This window comes from Enterococcus sp. AZ196 (assembly GCF_050498845.1).
In the GTDB taxonomy this organism is placed as follows: Bacteria; Bacillota; Bacilli; order Lactobacillales; family Enterococcaceae; genus Enterococcus_A; species Enterococcus_A murrayae.
The window spans coordinates 1,588,578-1,607,214 of sequence record NZ_JBIPAM010000001.1; the positions used below are offsets into that span (position 1 = coordinate 1,588,578).

Here is an 18,637-nt window from a genome sequence, read left to right on the forward strand (position 1 = left end):
GTCATATTAATTTTTTCATTTTCGAAAGCAATGAAAAAATAGGTCCATTCTTCATTTACATGACAGCAAAAAACGCCATGACCGTATGTAGTCATGGCGTTTTCTATTATTTATTCGCGCGTTTTTGGTACGTGCCTTCTTGTGTACTTACTTCCAATAATTCGCCCTCTTCAATGAAATCAGGAACGTTTACAACTAAGCCTGTTTCCATTGTTGCAGGTTTACCTGAACCAGTAACTGTCGCACCTTTGATTGATGGTTGTGTTTCAACTACTCTCAAGACTACTGAAGATGGCAGCATCACGCCGATCACTTCATCGCCAAAGAATTGGATTTTTACTTCCATGTTTTCAAGGATGAATTTCATTTCATCTGCGACTGTAGCTACAGGGATTTCATATTGTTCATATGTTTCCAAATCCATGAAGATTGCAATATCGTCTTGGCTGTACAAATATTGAACAGGCTTTGTATCGATCATTGCTTTTTCAAATTTTTCATCTGGACGTAAAGTCGTGTCATAGGTTGAGCCTGAACGCACATCGCGCAGCTTCATACGCATAACAGTATTTCCCTTACCTGGTTTGTGGTGGCTGGCATCTAAAACTTTGATCAATTTTCCGTCTTGAACAAAAGTCATACCCGCACGTAAATCGCTTGCTGAAATCATTATTAAGCACTCCTCTTCTACTATAAAATGAACCTTATTTATTGTAGCAAATAACCCTTGGACTTACTAGGGAAAATTATTTATCTGTCTATTTCGCTTCCTGTACCCGAAAGAATTTAAGCTTCGGTAATTGATTCAGTGTCATTTCTAAAGAAGGTCCCATCAACAATAAGACGATCACTGTACCAAATCCGATATGTCCACCTAATAAAAAACCCGTTAAAAAGATGACCGCATCTAATAGGATTCGAGCAACTTTTACCGAGCTCTTCAATGCTTTTTTTAATACAATCATCAAAGACTCGTAGGCTGCCGAGCCAGCATCTGCTAATAGATAAATGCCTGTTCCGACGCCGAAAACAATCGATCCGGCAATGATAGCGTAATAACCCGTTCCGTTTGGAATCGTCTGCAGGACTCCAAGCCAGTCTAAACTATTCAGACAAAAGCCTAATCCAAAGCTATTAATAAGACTGCCAATGCCGATCATCTTTCGATCATAGAAAAAGATAACAATTAAAACAATACCATTAAACAGCATGCTCACAGTCCCAAACTTCAGCGGTACATGCTGTAATATTCCCAATACTAGCGTGCTGATCGCATCAGCCCCTAGTCCACTGACAACGATTAAGCGAACGCCGACAGCCGCGATAAAGGTTCCAATAATGGCAAAAAGTAACTGCTTTGCTATAGTTGGTTTGATCACTTTATTCCTCACTTTCATAAAATCGAAGTTCTCGTATTTCAATTCTAGTAAACTGTTTTACTTAAAAAATTTCATCAAACAAAAGGCAAGGCACCAAACAAATAATTTGTCTGGTGCCTGGATAGTTTTTGTTAATTCCATTCTTTCTTTAAGCGTGCTTTGTAGGAGTTGAATCTGTCTACTAAAGGCACGGCCGCTTCTTTAATGGCGCAGTACTTGTCGACCATCGTTACGATGTAGCCTTCCTTATATTTAGGAGGAGTAATGGTTGCGCCCCACATATGCTTAATAATAATGTCACGCTCAAGGTCAGACAATTCGGTGATTTTTTCTGCATTCTTCACAGCAATTCGTGGATGCATATAGGCATGGGAGCCCTCATCGAATTTCGTTGTCCGCCAGTCATAATAAAACAAATCATGTAACAAGCCTGCACGAGCAGTAGCTCTAGCATCGCCGTTAAATTGTTTTGCTAATTTGTAGCTATTATAAGAAACACTGATAGAGTGTTCCAAACGTGTTGAATTCATATGTTGAGTGTAATTTGCTAATCTTTGAACTTCCTCGGTAGCTAATAAATCTTCAATATAAGAAACGTATTCTTCATCGTCACGCCAGTTTTCGGTCATGGATATAAAGCCCCTTTTCATTTGTCTCTGTGGCTCATTATAGCACGGTGAGGAAACCTTGAATAGGCTTCCACGAGTTTGTGAATAAAGTTTAACAGTTCCTTAATAACAGTTACAAATTTGTGAATTTTTACTTAAGTAAGTGGAACATTAGCACTCCAGCAGCGATCGCGACATTCAGAGACTCGGCTTGACCTTTGATCGTAATGTATAGATTCTGATCCGTCATCGCTAATAATTCTGATGACATACCTTGTCCCTCATTTCCCATCACTAAAGCAAAATCCGTCATTTTCTCGACCGCAAGATACTCCTTCGCTTCCTTATCCAACGCAGTTCCCAGCACTGGACTGCCGGCTTGTTGAAATTGCGGAATGAGCGCTGAAAGCTCCCCATTTTGGACAGACAAGTGATAAAGACTGCCCTGCGTGCTGCGTAAAGTCTTGGGATTGTATAAATCCGCACTGCCTTGGCCTAAGATAACACCAGAAAAGCCGGCCGCATCCGCAGTACGAATCATTGTACCGACATTGCCGGGGTCCTGCACGTTATCCAGCAGTAACCAAGCACCGGAAAAATCGCTGCTCACTTCCTGCGGCATCTCCGCCACCGCGATCATACCCTGTGGTGTCGGCTGACTTGCCAACACTTTTAAAACCTCATCAGAAACTAAATAGTAATCCGACAGATTTTCTTCGATCCATTCCGACCATTCGTTCAACCCCCGTTGATTGATAAAGACTTCCTTCAACGCCACATTAGCGGCCTTCGCTTCTTGGATTAGATGAAACCCTTCTAAGAGATAGGTTTGCGTCTGCTGCCGATATTTTTTCTGCTGTAATTTTTTTGTTTCTTTGATCAATGTATTTTTACTCGATTGAATCTCTTTCAAAATGTCTGCCTCACTTATTTTAGGTATTATTTTCTATACGAGATAGCTTCGTCTGTCATTATAGCACGCGAATTCTTGTATCAACCAGAAAAAGTCGTTATCATAGATAATAAGAGAAAAATAATTAGGAGGTTTTCTTATGAAGATGTACTTAAATGTTACTGGACGTGTTCAAGGCGTCGGTTTTCGCTATACTACCTATCAAATAGCCGTCGAGATCGGATTGACCGGCACCGTGAAAAATGAGGACGATGGCAGTGTGACCATTGAAGCGATTGGGACAAAAGAACAGCTCGCGGAATTTCTTGAAAAAATTAAAAAGCCGCAAAATCCATTTGCCAAAGTGAATCACATTGAACATTATGAAGACCCTACCATCAAAGATTACGATCAATTCAATGTCGTCTATTAAAAATAAGACAAGGTTGGCTGATTTCCCGGAATTAGATTGAAAAGCCTTGAGTTATCTAGTATAGTATTTCCTGTATAAATTTTTATTAGCAGAGGAAGAAATAAATGACAAAATTTAAAAATTGGCTACTAGGCTCCGGCCTTTTGGGTGTTCTTTTACTCCTTTCGGGCTGTGTTCGCTCAAACAGTGATGGTACCCCAGATACATCCGGTCTTGTTTACCGCATGCTGGTTGTTCCATTAGAGAACTTCCTAAATTGGATGGTGAATAATTTCAACTGGTCATATGGCCTAGCGATCATCGTCTTGACGATCATCGTTCGTTTGATCATCTTGCCGCTAGGAATCCACCAATCGAAGAAATCGTTGATCCAATCAGAAAAAATGCAATCGATCAAACCGCAAATCGATGCGGCACAAGCAAAAGTAAAACAAGCAACGACGCAAGAGGAACAAATGGAAGCTCAGCGTGAAATGCAAGCTGTCTACAAGGAAAACAATGTCAGCATGATGGGCGGTATGGGTTGTCTGCCTTTACTGATCCAAATGCCGATCTTCTCAGCATTGTATTACACTGCTCGTTTTTCAGAAGGTATCCAGCATTCGACATTCTTAGGAATGGATATGGCGAAACCTAGTTATATCCTAGTAGTTGTCGTTGGTGTAGCTTACTTGCTGCAAGGGTACATTTCATTAATCGGTGTCCCTGAAGAACAGAAGAAAACGATGCGCAGTATGATGATCGCTTCTCCATTGATGATCGTCTTCATGTCATTCACTTCACCTGCTGGAGTGGCACTTTACTGGGTAGTCGGTGGTATCTTTAGTTGCCTTCAAACCTTTATCACTAACGTCTTGATGCGTCCTCGTATCAAAGCTCAGATCAAAGAGGAATTAAAGAAAAACCCGCCAAAACAGGTGGTTTCGAAGCCAATCAAAAAGGCTGAGCCGATTCAGCCAAAGCAAGTCGCTCAACCAAAAAATAAAAACAACAAGAATACTAACGGTCGAAATGCCGGCAAACAAAAACGGAACTAGCAAAAATAAGAACCATCGCTTGCGAGCGATGGTTCTTATTTTTATTCTTATCTCAAAATATCAATCAAATCTTTCTTAGCAGCTTCAGAAGCCGGCATCACTGAAAATATCAGCCCGATTCCGCTAGACACTCCAACTGCCAAACAAACAGTAAACAAATCAACAGATACGGAGATTTTCATCGCACTGCCGATTGCATAGGCGACAAGCATTCCCAATAGGTAACCGATGATTCCTCCAACAAGAGTCAAGGTCATCCCTTCTAATAAGAACTGCATACGAATCGCACCTCGTGTAGCTCCCAGCGCTCGACGAATCCCGATCTCCTTTGTCCGTTCTGAAACAGAAATATACATCATGTTCATCACTCCGACACCCGCGATAAATAATGAGATTCCCGCTACCGCACTAATGAATAGTGTGATACTGCTAAGTACTTCACTGATTCCATCGGTCATCATCGCCATATTCGAGACTTGATATTCCCCTTGCTGACGCATAGCGCCTGCGGATTCCAGCTTCTTGATTGCTTTGTCCGCAACCTTATTCAACTTGCTTCCATCTGCCAAGGTCAAGACCACCGCACTAGTATCCTGCTCATTCCCGAAGAAATGGATATACGTTTGCCGCGGCAGCAGGATTTTAGTCGAGCCTTCTGAAAACATCGTTTCCTCTGGTCCTGCTGGAAAAACTCCAATGATTGTAAAGACCTGCTTATCGAGTTCAAAGCCGCGCCCCACTGCTCCCTTAGCCGAACCATAAAGATCCTTTGCTAATGAGGCATCAATCGTCACTACTTTGTTTTGGGTTTGGTTGTCGTATGCACTGATGGCACGACCATGACTTACAGTGTCCCCATCCTTAGAAACGACGCCCACTCGATAGTTCTTCGTTTTATCTTTTATTTTGATTTCTTTATAGATATAAGACAAATCATTTTTTGGATACGAAACAGACTCGACCCCTTCAACATTTTTCAGCAAACTAAAGTCAGAGTCTTGAATCATATCAACATTCGAATAATATAGCGCATTGTTTCCAGGAATGAAATTGATATCGACTTCCAGCTTATCCGATTCTTCAGCAGTCAGGCTTTCGATCGTGTCGCGCTCAAAGCCGCGGCCAATCGATAAAATCGCGATTACTGCCGCGATACCGATAATAATCCCAAACATTGTTAGAGCACTGCGTTTCTTATTCTTAAAAATCGAGCCCAATGATGAACGCCAATTTACATAGAACTTCATTCTTCGATCACCGCCCTATCCTCAGTGATCGCACCATCTCTGATTTTAACCAGACGTGTGCAATAGGGAACAACTTCTGGATCATGAGTGACTAGAAAGATTGTTGCGTGATCACGCCGATTCAACTCTTTGAACAGCTCCATGATCTCATTTGAAGTATGGGTATCCAAAGCGCCGGTCGGTTCGTCAGCGATAATAAATTTCGGCTGGTTGATCAAGGCTCGAGCAATAGCGACCCGCTGCTGCTGCCCGCCAGAAAGCTGACGTGGGTGTTTCTCTGCCTTATCCGCGATTCCGACCCGTTCCAAGGCTGACATGACTCTTTCTTTGGTTTGGTGAAAGCCGTAGCCATTATAGAGCAGCGGCAGCTCCACATTTTCATAAACGGTATAATTTTCGATCAGACTGAAATTCTGGAAGACGAAGCCTACCATCTCATTGCGCGTTTTTGATAAGCGATCATCCGTTGTAGTGACCAGATTCTCCTCCTCAAATAGATATTCTCCGTCAAATTTTGTATCGATGAAGCCCAACAGATTAATCAGTGTTGATTTCCCTGAACCTGATGGTCCCATGACCGCAATCATTTCGCCGGCATCGGCTTTTAGATTGATATCCTTTAGCACATGCAGCGCTTCTTCATCGTTCCGATAATACTTGTTGATATTTTTTAGTTCGATCATTTAATCCACCGCCAATTCCTGACCGTCTCGTAATGATTTGTCAGGATTTGAAATAATGCGGTCACCGTCTTTAAGACCATCCTTCAAAACAAAGTAATCGCCCTTATCTTCGGCCTGGATCGTCACTTCTCGAACTTTCCCCTTGCGGTAAGCAAAAACATAATGAGTATTGCCTGTTTTCATAACTGCTTTTTTGGGTATGCGGATCTCATTCAACGGCAGAACAACTTGTACGTTATAACCATATTGCAGTTCTTCCGTCGGTTTTACAATGAAGCTGTAATTTGAGACTGAGCTAGTCGCTGCGGCCCCTGCTGCTCCAGCTTGGCTGGCAGCATCGCCTGCTTGATCCGGTAATTTGTTCACATGGGTGATCGTGCCTGCAATCTCTTGGTTCGTCGTGATCGGTTTGATCGTCACTGCCGCATCTTGATGCACCTGCGGATAATCGTATTCGGAGGCTTTTGCTTCGACAGTGATTTCATTACTGACAACTTTTACAACTGGTACTGAAGGGTCATTCTTGCCTTTTTCATTGATATAGGCGGTTCCCTTTGTCGCACTGGCAATTGTTGAAGTAACCTTCCCACGCATCTTATTAACACTTTGTGAAGCCGAGCTCAACTCAACATTCGCCGTTTCCAATGCTTGTCTTGCTTGTACAACCGCGTCACTGGCTGCATCTAGGCTGCTTTCATACTGAGTCTGCTCTTGTTTGTATTGTTCCTTTTTAGCAGCGCCCTCTTCAGTATTTTCATTTGTATTATTGTAATTCGTAATAGCTTCATTCAATTTTTGCTGCTCTTTGGCCTGCTTATCCTGGGCGATCGCCAATGATTCCTGTGCATTAGAAACACCAAGATAGAGCTTATCTAAGTTCGTGCTTTGCTCCTCTGCCTGCTCTTGATATTCTGTATTGGTGTAGCTCAGCAGCATGGTTCCTGAATCCACATCCTGTCCATCCTGAACATTGATTTCAGAAATTTTCCCCAATGTTTGATCCAAATAATAATCCTGTGTATGAGTCGCTTCCACGATTCCATTAAAGGTCAGTGGATCAGACTTTTTCAATGTAATTGTCTGAAATTGATTTTCCTTAACCGTATTGCTCTTCATTTGAGAGTAAGCGAAAGCGCCAATAAACAGCACTAACGCGAGCACCCCCGCAATGATACTCCAACGGATCTTTTGCTTTTTCGTCATTTTTTTCTTTGTCATTTATTACTCCTCTGGCTCTGCTTTAAATAAGTGAACGATAACAAGAATCGCTGGAATCAAGAAAATCAACTGGACAATTAAAGCGATGATTGTCGTTGCTAATGATAGATTAATTCCTTCAATTTCCATTTTCGGCTGCATAATTAAGCCTATCGCTAAACTAAAAAGATTCCAACCAACGTTCACGTAGTAAGGCATCTTAATAGGTACAATGTCGTCTGCCAACTTCTTATTTGCCCTAAAATAGAAGACCAGCAAAGCAATCGATATTACCAAAGATAAAACTGAGATTATTTTTGTCAGTGGATTATTCATATAATCAAACATTTGTTGAGCAAGTGGTCCCATCATCTCGTAACTACTCATTTTAGGATTCAATGACTTTGGTAACCCTATCAAATTAGAAACAAGAGAAAGTAGCCCTAAAACGATTAATACCATATTCCACGTTTTTGCCTTTTTTATGTGTTTTTCCATTTCATCACTCCATTCAACAATTTTCAATCATTTATGAAAATGCTGCAGCAACCCTAAGCAAACATTTCACAAATTATTCCTCATTATACTACTAAGTTCCTCCTCTTTTGAAGAGTGATCCTAAAAATACGTATTTTTGTCTTAAACGCACACAATCACAAACCTTCGCTCGTTTGATGATCTTCTAGAATAATAGAGAAATAAGGAATGGAAATAAAATAAATGATAATATAATAAAAATGGGTATTAGCATATTTCTCATTTTTATCAGTCCAAAATGGTGACGACGAAGCGCATAACTGATCCCGATAATGGAACAATCAAATAGAAAGCTTTCCATATGCAGCGGGGTATTAGTAACAAGAGAGCGATTAACTGAACCTGGCGAGACAAACCCTCTCCACTCAGCAGGTAAATAAATCGACAAAATCATCTGTGCTAAATTCACTACAAGAATAATCAACATGCTTATTGCCAATGCCTCAATAACCGCTCTTCTTTCTAATTCATCGTATTGGTTGATTGTGACTAATACTTTTATCAACGAGAACATTCCGACAAAGGAATATATCCCCAAAAACATAAAAATCGTAGTTATTATCAGTTCAACGATCATTTTACACCTCTTTTTAATAAGAATTTTTCTCTGATGAGTCTCTAAAGATAAAAATTGACTATGTTCATTTTAACCCCTCAATATATTCATCCTTATTTATAATATTTTTTTCAAAAAAATGGTAAAAGTAAAAATAAAAAAATGATTAGTATGGGCAAAAGATTTCTTACAAGAAAAGAACTTTTTGAAATTAAGCCATATTGAACCCTTCTAATGTTGTATACGACGGCGATCACCATGCAATACAGCAAAAAGCTGTCAACATGATCAAACGCACCAAGAGTAAAGCGCACCATCGATTTTCCGCCAGAATAGATGACGGGCTGATAACCTGCTGGCTGGACGATGGAAAGAATCAATTGAATAAGATGCAAGCTCAGTATGACCCCCATGCTGATCGACAATGTTTCAAAAAAGATTTTCTTCTGCAGCTCATCTGATCGATGAAACAGTACCACTCTCTTAATTAGTGAAAAAAACACCAATAAGGAATACCCTAACAAAGCAATCATCAAACAAAATGTAACTTTATCAAACATCATTTCCCCTCCAACTCATTTTTACTACAAAGACAGTTGTCAAACTCCAAAAAAATACGGAATAAAGGTGCATAACAAGGAAATACCGAGCATTGGCAGAAGGCTTCTTCTAACAAAATAATCCTTGGAAAGCATGCGATACTGAACTTGCTTGATTTTATGAACAAAGCCAAATAATATGCAATAAAATAAAAGGCTGTATATTTCAAAAGTTGATTTACCGATTATTGCAACTACATATTGGTTCTTCGGACAAATGTTCTGAAGTAACTCTGTTGGTAAAATGTTCGGGAGCAGCCACCGAACAATGATCAATAGCAAAATGATACAGACGCTGATCAGGATTGTTTCCATAACCATTTTTTTCTCTTGCTCACTAATTACACGTCTCGTTATCATTCTTTTCAATGAATAACAAAGGGGAACAACGGAAATCAAGCCTAAAATGACTATCGGAAAAAAGACAAAGTTTATTACTAATTTCACAATTATCTCCATAAATGATTCTCCTTCAATCAAATTTTTTTCTAACTCACTATTACGTAAAGATATCTTTACAAAAATTCTACTACTCTCATGCTCATAAGTAAAGTTATCTTTACGACATCAGATAAAAAAAGCTAAGCACCAACTATTAAAGTCACTGCTTAGCTTTTGAGTATAGAGCCGCCTAAGATGGATCACGGACTATTATTTTCTGATTGGATAAACTGTTCCTTTTCAATTTACTGCTCGTAAAATCTGGCCAAGCTTTCCACTAATATAGTCGAACACGGAACTACTTATCCAACAAATCTCCTAAGATTTCTTTTTCCGCAAATAAAGCGGTGGCACCCCCTGTGTGCAAGAAAATAACTGAACTATTTTGTGGAATAATTCCTTTATCGACATAATCCAGCAAGCCGGCAAAAGCCTTGCCGGAATAGACCGGATCTAAAAATAAGCCTTCCTCTCGTGCCAACACACGAATCGCATCATTCCCCTTATCGCTTGGCATTTCATATCCAGGTTGATAATAGCTGTTATCATGTTCAAAGTCATCCGCTGTCAGGCGCTCTTCTAGACCCAACAGCGCTAAACTCTTATTCGCTAACATGGCCGAATTTTCTAAATAGCTCCTATCATGCCCAATCACATCAAAGGATAAAATCCGCATGGGGTGATTCAGCAGCTTCTTGCCAGCCACTAGGCCTGCCATCGTTCCGCCAGAACCGGTCGCATGTACCAAATAATCAAACTGCTGTTCAGCCGCTTCAGCCTGTTCCACCATTTCTATGAAACCCTCAATAAAACCAGTCGTCCCGATCGGACTCGCACCTCCCATTGGAATCTCATAGCAATTATGCCCTGCTTCTATTAGGCGCTTCATGTGCTCGCGAGCCAGTTGGACTGAACGTGCATCTACCTCAGCATCAGATTCGCCGGGATTTTTCAGAATAACATGGACCTCTGCACCTAAAATTCTATCCAGCAGTAGATTGCTTCGAAGATCCTTTTCATCTGGTTCAACGTATGCCACTAAGTATAGGATAGGTGTTAAGCCTTCTTTTCGACAGGCCTCCACTGTTTGCATCGCATGATTGGATTGTGTCGCGCCAAACGTAAAAATGTATTCTGCACCTTGTTCTTTCGCATCACCGATCAGATACTCGAGTTTTCTGATTTTGTTTCCGCCAAATAAGCTTTGTCCTGAAAAATCCTCTCGCTTAATAAACAAATTGATTCCCAGCCTTTTTGACAAATTCTCAAGCCGATAAAACGGCGTGGGATAAAAGCCCAGGCTTGCCTTTGGTTTTTGCTTCAACAATTGCTTTACACCTGTAGTTTCCATTGCGATCCTCCTAGCTTAGCTCTCTTCTATTTTCTAGTATATAGCACCTATCATCATAAGTGCATACCAATCCCATTTTTTGAGACACAAAAAAACGTCCCATCAGCAAAACTGCCAATGAAACGTCTTCTTTTACTATATAACCCGTACGGGATTTGAACCCGTGTCTCCGCGCTGAGAACGCAGCGTCTTGACCCCTTGACTAACGGGTTAGGATTTCCCCAACAGAAAATAGTATACTGCTAAATCTTTTTTTTAGAAAGGATTTGCACTTTGTTTTTGCGAATAATTAAATATGTGTTTATTTGACCATTCATGTTGTTTATATGCTTATTACGTGTATAATAGGTTGTGTATTCAAGTCACTGCTTTTCAGGTGAAATTGAATGGACCTTGAAAGGAAAAATAAATTCATTTTTTCTCAAAGAAAAACGAATGTATCACTAGGAGGACCTATGAATCTATCACAAAGGCAAGAGAAAATCATCGAGATCGTCAAACGCGATCAACCGCTAAGCGGCGAAAAAATCGCCGATCATCTGGGGATCTCACATGCTACTTTACGAACCGACCTCTCCTTCCTAACAATGGCAGGGATTTTAGAAGCCAGTCCTAAAGTCGGCTATACCTATACAGGTGTCGGCATCGAGCAATTCCTGTTCGATAAAATCTTTTCTGTAAAAGTCGAAGAAATCATGCTGTCGCCTTTATTGACACCGCAGGATACCTCGATCCATGATGCGATTACCAATATGTTCATGTATGATGTCGGCTCGATTTATGTAACGGACAAAGAGCAGCATCTAGTTGGACTATTGTCTCGTAAGGATTTACTGCGGGCATCGTTAAACAGCAACCTGCAAAACACACCTGTCGCAGTCGTAATGACGCGTGCGCCACATCTGCGAACCTGCACAAAGGATTACACGATCTTGGAGGCCGGTGCTGTTTTATTGGACTATCAGGTAGATTCGCTACCAGTAGTTAGTGAAGAAGATCCAAAGAAAGTGATTGGAAAAATCACGAAATCACGGATTTTTAATTACATCATGCAGCAAGCCAAACAAACTGAAACCAATCGATAGGAGCGAAAAAAATGAAAAAAAGTGTACCATTATACATGATCTCTGATTCAGTCGGCGAGACTTCGCTAAAATTAGTAAATGCCGCAGCAGCTCAATTCCCTACAGTGAATTTTGATTTGTCTTACCGTTTCCCTTTTACTAAAGACGAGGAGGAACTGAAAAGTATTCTTAGTGACGCATTGAAAGACAGCGCCGTTGTGGTGACCACTCTAGTCAGCGACAACCTGACTCAAATCGTCGAGGACTTCGCTGAACGAACTGGTCTGCAATACATTAATTTAATGAGTCAATTCATGGATATCGTTCACCAAAAAACCGGTGTCGCTCCATTGCAACAAGCTGGTGTTGTGCACAAATTGAATCAAGAGTACTTTGACCGTGTTGCCGCGATCGAGTTCGCTGTGAAATATGATGATGGAAAAGACGCAAAGGGCTTTTTAGAGGCAGATCTTGTATTATTGGGGATCTCACGTACTTCTAAGACCCCTCTAAGCATGTATTTAGCGAATAATCGTATCAAGGTGGCGAACCTGCCATTGATTCCGGAGGTCCCATTGCCTGAACAAATCAAAGCGGTACCAAAGGACAAGATCGTTGGTTTAGTGATCGAACCGGAAGTGCAGAAAAAAATCCGAATGAGCCGATTGAATTCATTGGGACTAGCTGAAAACTCTCGCTACTCAGATATCAATCGTATCAAAGAGGAGCTGGATTATGCCCTAGGCGTTTACGATGAGTTGGGTGCCTTCACACTGGATGTTACCAATAAATCGATCGAAGAATCAGCAACCTTGATTTGCGAGCATTTAGACAACTTCTTATAAAAATGGATACAATTTTGAGAGAACTGCCACTGAAGAATTATTTAGCAGAAATGAGCCGCAGTATGAAAATCAAATCATTACTATAAATAAGGAGCAGATTTATGCTATCGACCCGTGAGAAGTACTATCAAATGTTGGAGAAAGAATTTAGTACCAAGGAGGCGGTCATGACCGAGTTGATCAACTTAGAAGCCATCATGCATCTGCCCAAAGGAACCGAACTTTACATCAGTGATATTCATGGGGAGTTTACTGCCTTTGATCACATTTTGCGTACTGGCGCTGGTAATATCAAAGAAAAAATCAGTTTGCTCTTCGGTGACCGTTTGACAGAACATGAAAAAGACAAATTGACGATCCTTGTAGCTTATCCGCGAGAATCGTTGGATGATAAAGACTTTTATGCTTATCGTGACTGTTCCTGGTATCGAAAAAAGATCCGTCAGCTATTAGAGCTGCTGGCCTTTTGCTCCACTAAGTATACTCGTTCAAAGGTCCGGAAGGCCTTGCCTAAACAATATATGTATATCATTGAAGAATTGATGTACACGGATACGAATTATTCCGATAAGGCTGCCTACTTCGACCAGATTTTAGCGCATCTGCTTGATTTAGAGCAGGGCAGACCTTTTATCATTGCTTTATGCCAAAGTATTCAACGATTAGTCGTCGATCATCTGCATGTTGTCGGTGATATCTATGACCGTGGTCCTGAGGCGGATAAAATCATGGATAAATTGTGTCGACACCCTTCTGTCGATATTCAATGGGGCAACCATGACATTTTATGGATGGGAGCTTACGCTGGTTCTCGTGCCTGTCTGATGACACTGTTGCGGATCGCTGCACGCTATAATTATCTGTATGAGATTGAGCAAGCTTATGCATTGAACCTTCGTCTGCTGTTCATGTATGCGGAAGAGCATTATCAAAAAAATCCAATTTTTACACCGAAGGAAAAAAACAGCAGTGCCAGCTATTCTATCGAAAGTTTGGATAGCTTAGAAAAAGTCCATCAGGCCTTGTCGATTATTCAGTTTAAATTAGAAGGTCAATTAATCAAACGGCATCCTGATTTTCAAATGGAGGATCGTCTGCTATTTGAAAAGATCGATTATGATAAAGAAACGATTCAACTAGCTGGAAAAGAATATCCTTTACAAGGAGCCTGCTTCCAGACCCTGCAAAAAGATGTTCATCAGCTGACCGAACAGGAAGAATATGTAGTAGATACCTTACTGACCTCTTTCCAGCAATCAGCAAAAATGCAGGAGCATATGCAGCTGCTTTTGGATAAAGGTTCGATGTATCTGGTCTATAACCAGCATCTGCTCTTTCACGGCTGTCTGCCATTAAAAGCAGACGGCAGCTTTCTTCCGCTTAACATCGCCGGTAAGGATTATGGTGGAAAGGACCTTTTGAACTTCTTTGAAGAGCAGATTCGTTCAGGCTGTCAAAGTCAAGAAAAGGACAGTTCTGCTGCGGATTGGATCTGGTATTGCTGGACTGGTAAGATTTCACCGCAGTTTGGTAAAAGCGCTATGACCACTTTCGAACGGTATTTCATTGCTGACAAAACGACTCATAAAGAAATCAAAAATCCTTACTATCAATTTCGGGATACTCATGAGACGTGTCAAATGATCCTTGAGGAGTTCGCTTTGTATTCGCCAAATTCCCGCATTATCAACGGCCACACCCCAGTGAAGGTCAAGAGCGGCGAATCGCCTATCAAAGGAGAAGGCATGCTGTTCGTGATCGACGGCGGATTATCAAAGGCTTATCAAAAAACGACGGGAATCGCAGGTTATTCACTGCTGAATAATTCTTATGGCTTCCAGCTCGTCACGCACGATCCTTTTGAATCGGTGGAGAATCTATTAGATAAGCAGGCCGATGAGACTTCCTTGAAGCGAGTGATTGACAAAGACCTGAAGCGTATTCTCATCAAGGATACAACAGTTGGTGACAGCCTCGAGGAACAGATTGAAAATCTGACCGGCTTACTAAATTATCAAGATAAAAATGACAACACGGGCCCCATCAGCAATTGATGACGCCCGTGTTTTTCTGTATAGTGGTATCGAGGTGAAAAAATGATTTCCGCATATATCAATATTTTGTTTATTTTTGTTTTGATGTTTATCGGCTACTTTTTGACGTATAAGCAATGGTTCTCGAATCAAATCGGGGATGCGTTCTCAAAGCTGGTCCTGCAGATCGCTTTGCCCTGCAACATGTTTTTGACGATCACCAAAAATTTCTCTCGTTCAGAATTTCTCCAGTTGGTTGGGGGAACCGTCATCCCGCTCCTTTCGATGCTGCTGACTTTTGCCATCAGCTTTGCCTACCGGCGGATTTTTCAAATCACGCCAGCTCGTAAAGGAATCTTCACTACGATGTTTACCTGCTCCAACACGATTTTTATCGGCTTGCCGATCAATCTGGCGATTTTCGGTGAACAGGCTGTTCCTTATGTCCTGCTCTATTACATCGTGAACACGACGCTCTTTTGGACATTGGGGATCTACTTTATCGCTAGCGACAATCCCCAAATTGAGCAAGCGAAGGTCAGCTTTCATTTAGTCCCAATCCTGAAGAAAATTTTTTCTCCGGCGTTGATGGGATTTTTGATTGGGTTATGCGCTGTCCTGTTAAATATCAACGTATCAGATTCCATCGCAACTTTCTTTAGTTACCTCGCGAATTTGACCACCCCTTTATCGATGTTCGTAATCGGGATCATCGTCTACAATGTGGGGATCAAAAATTTGACTCTGAACAAGGATATTATCGGTGTGATCATGGGCCGCTATATCCTTTCGCCTTTGATTGTTTGGCTCTTAGGACAATGGATCAGTGTACCGCCTTTAATGCTCTCCGTTTTCATTATTCAAGCGGCCATGCCCGTTCAAAATTCTGTGCCGATCCTGGCGCGCTCCTATGACGCCGATCAGCAATTTGCCGCTTCTTCACTAGGCTATTCTGTACTGCTTTATCTTGCGTATATTCCATTATTATTGAAATTAATTCTTTAACAAACAGCCTTCGAGTTTGCGCTCGAGGGCTGTTTGTTTGTGAAAACTATCAGAGTTCCTTTTGCAAATAAGTGTCTGCTTCTTCTCTGGATTTAAAAATAATAATCTCTTTCGTTTCTTTATACTCGTCTAGTAATCTATAAATTTGCGGCAATTGATCCTCCGCAAAATCAATGATCCATTGCTTAAATTCCTCATCAAATTCTGTCTCTATCCACGGCATATCCTCACGAGCTTTACCAATCCGCGATTTTGCCCCCGCAAGACAAACCTCTAGTGGATAATCTAAAAGGAAAACAGTGTCGCATTCCTTCAAACGCATTTCAAGCGTGTGCAGGTAATTTCCATCAATGATCCACTCTTCCCGTTTAATTACCTCGGCTAATTGTTGAACAAATAGTTCTCGAGACACGGTTGTTCGATCTGGTTTATGCCAGAAACGATCTAAATAGTACAAGTGTAATCCAGTTGCAGCTCTTAGTTTTCGAGAAAATGTACTTTTCCCTGCCCCGGGACTTCCAATAACGACTGCCTTAAGCATGGCTTTCCCTCTTCTCTTCGAATTAACGAATGGTATTACGGAACCAAAAACGGTGCCGAGTATTAGTAAATTAGACACTCGACACCGTTTTTATAAAATTGCTTTTACTCTATTTGGTGATAATCTTATCGATACTTGCTAAAGCATTGGCCATTCTCGCAATGATTGCCAATTGATTTAAGCGATTGTCACGGATTTTTTCATCGTCGACCATGATCATCGTCTCGTTAAAGTAACGTTCGATTACTGGACGCAGGTTCGTCAATGTTTGGTAATTTTCAGCCATACTTTGGTTTGCAAATTCATCTTCAGCTTCTTTTACCGCAGCATATAATTCTTTTTCGCTGTCGTTTTCAAATAGCTTAGGATCAACCTTCAAGCTGATTTTTTCAGGATCCATTTTCTTCGTCAGGTTAATAACCCGAGTCAAAGCCTCCATCGCTTCTTTAAAGTGCGCATCTGTTAAATGCTGATCGAAAATTTGCGCTGTCTTGAAGATCTGCACCAAATCATCTTGGCGAGAATCGACAACTGCATCAATGATATCATGACGGACATTGTGCATTTGCAGACGTTGACGCATACGGCCCTTGAAGAATTCGATAAACTCTTTTTGATCACGGTTGAAGTGGATGCCATAATCCAAAACATCCTCATTGATCGCATCTACGATCGCACCCTGCATATCCGTGAATGGGAATGTCCAGCCTTGTGCTTCGACAATCCGAACGATTCCGTAAGTTTGTCGGCGCAATGCATATGGGTCATTTGAGCCGCTCGGGATCATGCCTACAGCGAAGAAGCCCAATACACTGTCAATCTTATCCGCAATCGCTAAAACAGCTCCAATCGCTGTTTTTGGCAGTTCTCCTTCAGAGGAGATCGGCAGGTAATGCTCTCGAACCGCTGCGGCAACAGCTGGTTTTTCACCCTTCAGCAAAGCATATTTTTCTCCCATGATCCCTTGCAGTTCAGGAAATTCACCGACCATATTTGTGACCAAATCAAATTTATAGATTTCAGAGGCACGCTTCAGGTCTGTTAATTCTTCCTCATTCAAATCCACTTGTGTCCCAATCACTTGACTGATCAAACCAACACGCTGCATTTTTTCATACATGCTGCCGATTTTTTCATGGAAAGTCACATTTTTTAGTTTTTCAACACACTCTTCGATTGATAATTTCTTGTCCTCTTCAAAGAAGAACTCGCCGTCTTCTAAGCGAGCGGCTAAAACTTTTTGATTTCCCTTGATGACGTTATCTAATTTCACGCTGTTTCCATTTCGCACAGAAATGAAATGAGGCAGCAGCATCCCTGCTTGGTTACGTACTTCAAAATAGCGTTGATGTTCCTTCATAGAGGTAACCAAAACTTCTTCCGGCACTGATAGGAATCGCTCATCAAAATCACCGACGAAAGCGGTTGGGTATTCAACTAAATTCGTTACTTCCTCTAATAAATCAGAATCAAGATCGATTACCCATTTATTTTTTTCAGCGATTTCCCCAATTTGCTCAACGATCATTTGTTGGCGTTTATGTGCATCTGCTATTACGAATTGCTCTTCTAGTTTCTCTTCGTATTCGCTTGGATCAGCCAATTCGATTTGGTCTCCTAAGAAGCGATGCCCTGCTGTTGTGCGTCCCGTTGTAACATCCAATATTTCAAATGGAATCACTTCTTCATCCAATAATGCGGTGATCCAATGAATTGGCCGGATGTATTCAAACATCGTGTCGCCCCAATGCATCATCGTTGGAAAATTCATACTCTTCACAACATCTAAAAGTCCAGTCAAGACGTCCTTGCTTTCTTTTCCGTGGATGTATTTTGTAACATAGACGTATTCCACGCCGTTTAATTCACGGAAGGTAATTGCGTCTGTCGTCAAACCTTGGCCGCGAACAAAACCTTCCGCTGCTTTGCTCCAGTTGCCTTCAGCATCTAGTGCGATTTTCTTCGCTGGTCCTTTAACTTCTTCCTGTACATCCTCTTGACGGTCAGGGATGTTTGTTACTCGAACCGCTAATCGACGAGGTGTTGAAAAAGGTTCGATGGATTCAAAGGTTAGGCTATTTTCTGTCAAAAATTTTGAGACCTTTTCTTCTAATTGCTTAATACTTGGCCAAACCACGTGGGCTGGCATTTCTTCTAAACCGATTTCTAATAATAGATTTTTCGCCATC

Annotated in this window: 19 protein-coding genes and 1 tRNA gene; 6 read left to right on the forward strand and 14 right to left on the reverse strand. The window is 41.2% G+C overall.

The features are described from left to right. Nucleotides 1-106 precede the first annotated feature (106 nt). From efp to IGI67_RS07730, 4 genes are all read right to left on the reverse strand, one after another. Entirely contained in the window at nucleotides 107-670 is a 564-nt protein-coding gene (gene efp, locus IGI67_RS07715) for an elongation factor P (protein WP_207109284.1), read from the reverse strand. 88 nt (nucleotides 671-758) lie between these two features. Then, nucleotides 759-1,379 (reverse strand): YczE/YyaS/YitT family protein, encoded by a 621-nt coding sequence (locus tag IGI67_RS07720; protein ID WP_347401801.1) that lies wholly within the window; start codon nucleotides 1,377-1,379, stop codon nucleotides 759-761. Nucleotides 1,380-1,510: 131 nt separating this feature from the next. Beyond that, nucleotides 1,511-2,008: an HD domain-containing protein gene (locus tag IGI67_RS07725; RefSeq protein WP_207109285.1), complete on the reverse strand. Its 498-nt coding sequence runs from the start codon at nucleotides 2,006-2,008 to the stop codon at nucleotides 1,511-1,513. A gap of 130 nt (nucleotides 2,009-2,138) precedes the next feature. Next, entirely contained in the window at nucleotides 2,139-2,900 is a 762-nt protein-coding gene (locus tag IGI67_RS07730; RefSeq protein ID WP_429957322.1) for a TrmH family RNA methyltransferase, read from the reverse strand. A gap of 139 nt (nucleotides 2,901-3,039) precedes the next feature. On the opposite strand from IGI67_RS07730, the gene IGI67_RS07735 reads away from it, so the two are divergent. Next, nucleotides 3,040-3,312, forward strand: a complete 273-nt coding sequence (locus IGI67_RS07735) for an acylphosphatase (protein WP_207109287.1) — start codon at nucleotides 3,040-3,042, stop codon at nucleotides 3,310-3,312. Between the two features lie 104 nt (nucleotides 3,313-3,416). Beyond that, nucleotides 3,417-4,349 carry a membrane protein insertase YidC gene (yidC, locus tag IGI67_RS07740; RefSeq protein ID WP_429957323.1) on the forward strand — a complete coding sequence of 311 codons (933 nt, stop codon included), beginning with the start codon at nucleotides 3,417-3,419 and terminating at the stop codon, nucleotides 4,347-4,349. 47 nt (nucleotides 4,350-4,396) lie between these two features. Here the strand turns inward: yidC and IGI67_RS07745 are convergent, their stop codons facing one another. The 8 genes from IGI67_RS07745 to IGI67_RS07780 all read right to left on the reverse strand — a co-directional run bounded on the left by IGI67_RS07745 (nucleotide 4,397) and on the right by IGI67_RS07780 (nucleotide 11,172). Next, on the reverse strand, nucleotides 4,397-5,596 hold the full coding sequence (locus IGI67_RS07745) for an ABC transporter permease (RefSeq protein ID WP_207109289.1): 1,200 nt from the start codon (nucleotides 5,594-5,596) through the stop codon (nucleotides 4,397-4,399). Continuing rightward, entirely contained in the window at nucleotides 5,593-6,279 is a 687-nt protein-coding gene (locus IGI67_RS07750) for an ABC transporter ATP-binding protein (protein WP_207109290.1), read from the reverse strand. The genes IGI67_RS07745 and IGI67_RS07750 overlap by 4 nt, the downstream gene beginning before the upstream one ends. Next, entirely contained in the window at nucleotides 6,280-7,497 is a 1,218-nt protein-coding gene (locus IGI67_RS07755; protein ID WP_207109291.1) for an efflux RND transporter periplasmic adaptor subunit, read from the reverse strand. A gap of 3 nt (nucleotides 7,498-7,500) precedes the next feature. Beyond that, the gene (locus IGI67_RS07760; RefSeq protein ID WP_429957324.1) at nucleotides 7,501-7,974 is read right to left on the reverse strand and encodes a hypothetical protein; all 474 of its coding nucleotides are present in this window, start codon (nucleotides 7,972-7,974) and stop codon (nucleotides 7,501-7,503) included. Between the two features lie 184 nt (nucleotides 7,975-8,158). Further along, complete coding sequence (locus IGI67_RS07765; protein WP_429957325.1) at nucleotides 8,159-8,590, reverse strand: hypothetical protein; 432 nt, start codon at nucleotides 8,588-8,590, stop codon at nucleotides 8,159-8,161. 110 nt (nucleotides 8,591-8,700) lie between these two features. After that, a complete protein-coding gene (locus IGI67_RS07770) occupies nucleotides 8,701-9,129 on the reverse strand; it encodes a hypothetical protein (RefSeq protein WP_429957326.1) in 429 nt (142 codons plus the stop codon). A 778-nt stretch (nucleotides 9,130-9,907) separates the two neighbouring features. Further along, a complete protein-coding gene (locus IGI67_RS07775) occupies nucleotides 9,908-10,960 on the reverse strand; it encodes a 1-aminocyclopropane-1-carboxylate deaminase/D-cysteine desulfhydrase (RefSeq protein WP_429957327.1) in 1,053 nt (350 codons plus the stop codon). Between the two features lie 140 nt (nucleotides 10,961-11,100). Continuing rightward, nucleotides 11,101-11,172, reverse strand: a tRNA-Glu gene (locus IGI67_RS07780). Between the two features lie 243 nt (nucleotides 11,173-11,415). Between IGI67_RS07780 and IGI67_RS07785 the strand changes: the two genes are divergently transcribed. The 4 genes from IGI67_RS07785 (at nucleotide 11,416) to IGI67_RS07800 (ending at nucleotide 15,907) form a co-directional block, all read left to right on the forward strand. Then, nucleotides 11,416-12,045 (forward strand): CBS domain-containing protein, encoded by a 630-nt coding sequence (locus IGI67_RS07785; RefSeq protein WP_207109296.1) that lies wholly within the window; start codon nucleotides 11,416-11,418, stop codon nucleotides 12,043-12,045. 11 nt (nucleotides 12,046-12,056) lie between these two features. After that, nucleotides 12,057-12,869, forward strand: coding sequence for a pyruvate, water dikinase regulatory protein (locus IGI67_RS07790; protein WP_429957328.1), 813 nt, complete (start codon nucleotides 12,057-12,059; stop codon nucleotides 12,867-12,869). Between the two features lie 101 nt (nucleotides 12,870-12,970). Further along, nucleotides 12,971-14,923 carry a fructose-1,6-bisphosphatase gene (locus IGI67_RS07795; protein ID WP_429957329.1) on the forward strand — a complete coding sequence of 651 codons (1,953 nt, stop codon included), beginning with the start codon at nucleotides 12,971-12,973 and terminating at the stop codon, nucleotides 14,921-14,923. A 42-nt stretch (nucleotides 14,924-14,965) separates the two neighbouring features. After that, nucleotides 14,966-15,907 (forward strand): AEC family transporter, encoded by a 942-nt coding sequence (locus IGI67_RS07800; protein ID WP_429957330.1) that lies wholly within the window; start codon nucleotides 14,966-14,968, stop codon nucleotides 15,905-15,907. Between the two features lie 49 nt (nucleotides 15,908-15,956). On the opposite strand, the gene IGI67_RS07805 is transcribed toward IGI67_RS07800, so the two are convergent. Both IGI67_RS07805 and glyS read right to left on the reverse strand, forming a co-directional pair. Further along, nucleotides 15,957-16,448: an adenylate kinase gene (locus IGI67_RS07805; protein WP_429957331.1), complete on the reverse strand. Its 492-nt coding sequence runs from the start codon at nucleotides 16,446-16,448 to the stop codon at nucleotides 15,957-15,959. Nucleotides 16,449-16,557: 109 nt separating this feature from the next. Next, on the reverse strand, nucleotides 16,558-18,636 hold the full coding sequence (gene glyS / locus IGI67_RS07810) for a glycine--tRNA ligase subunit beta (protein WP_429957332.1): 2,079 nt from the start codon (nucleotides 18,634-18,636) through the stop codon (nucleotides 16,558-16,560). Nucleotide 18,637: the final 1 nt, after the last annotated feature.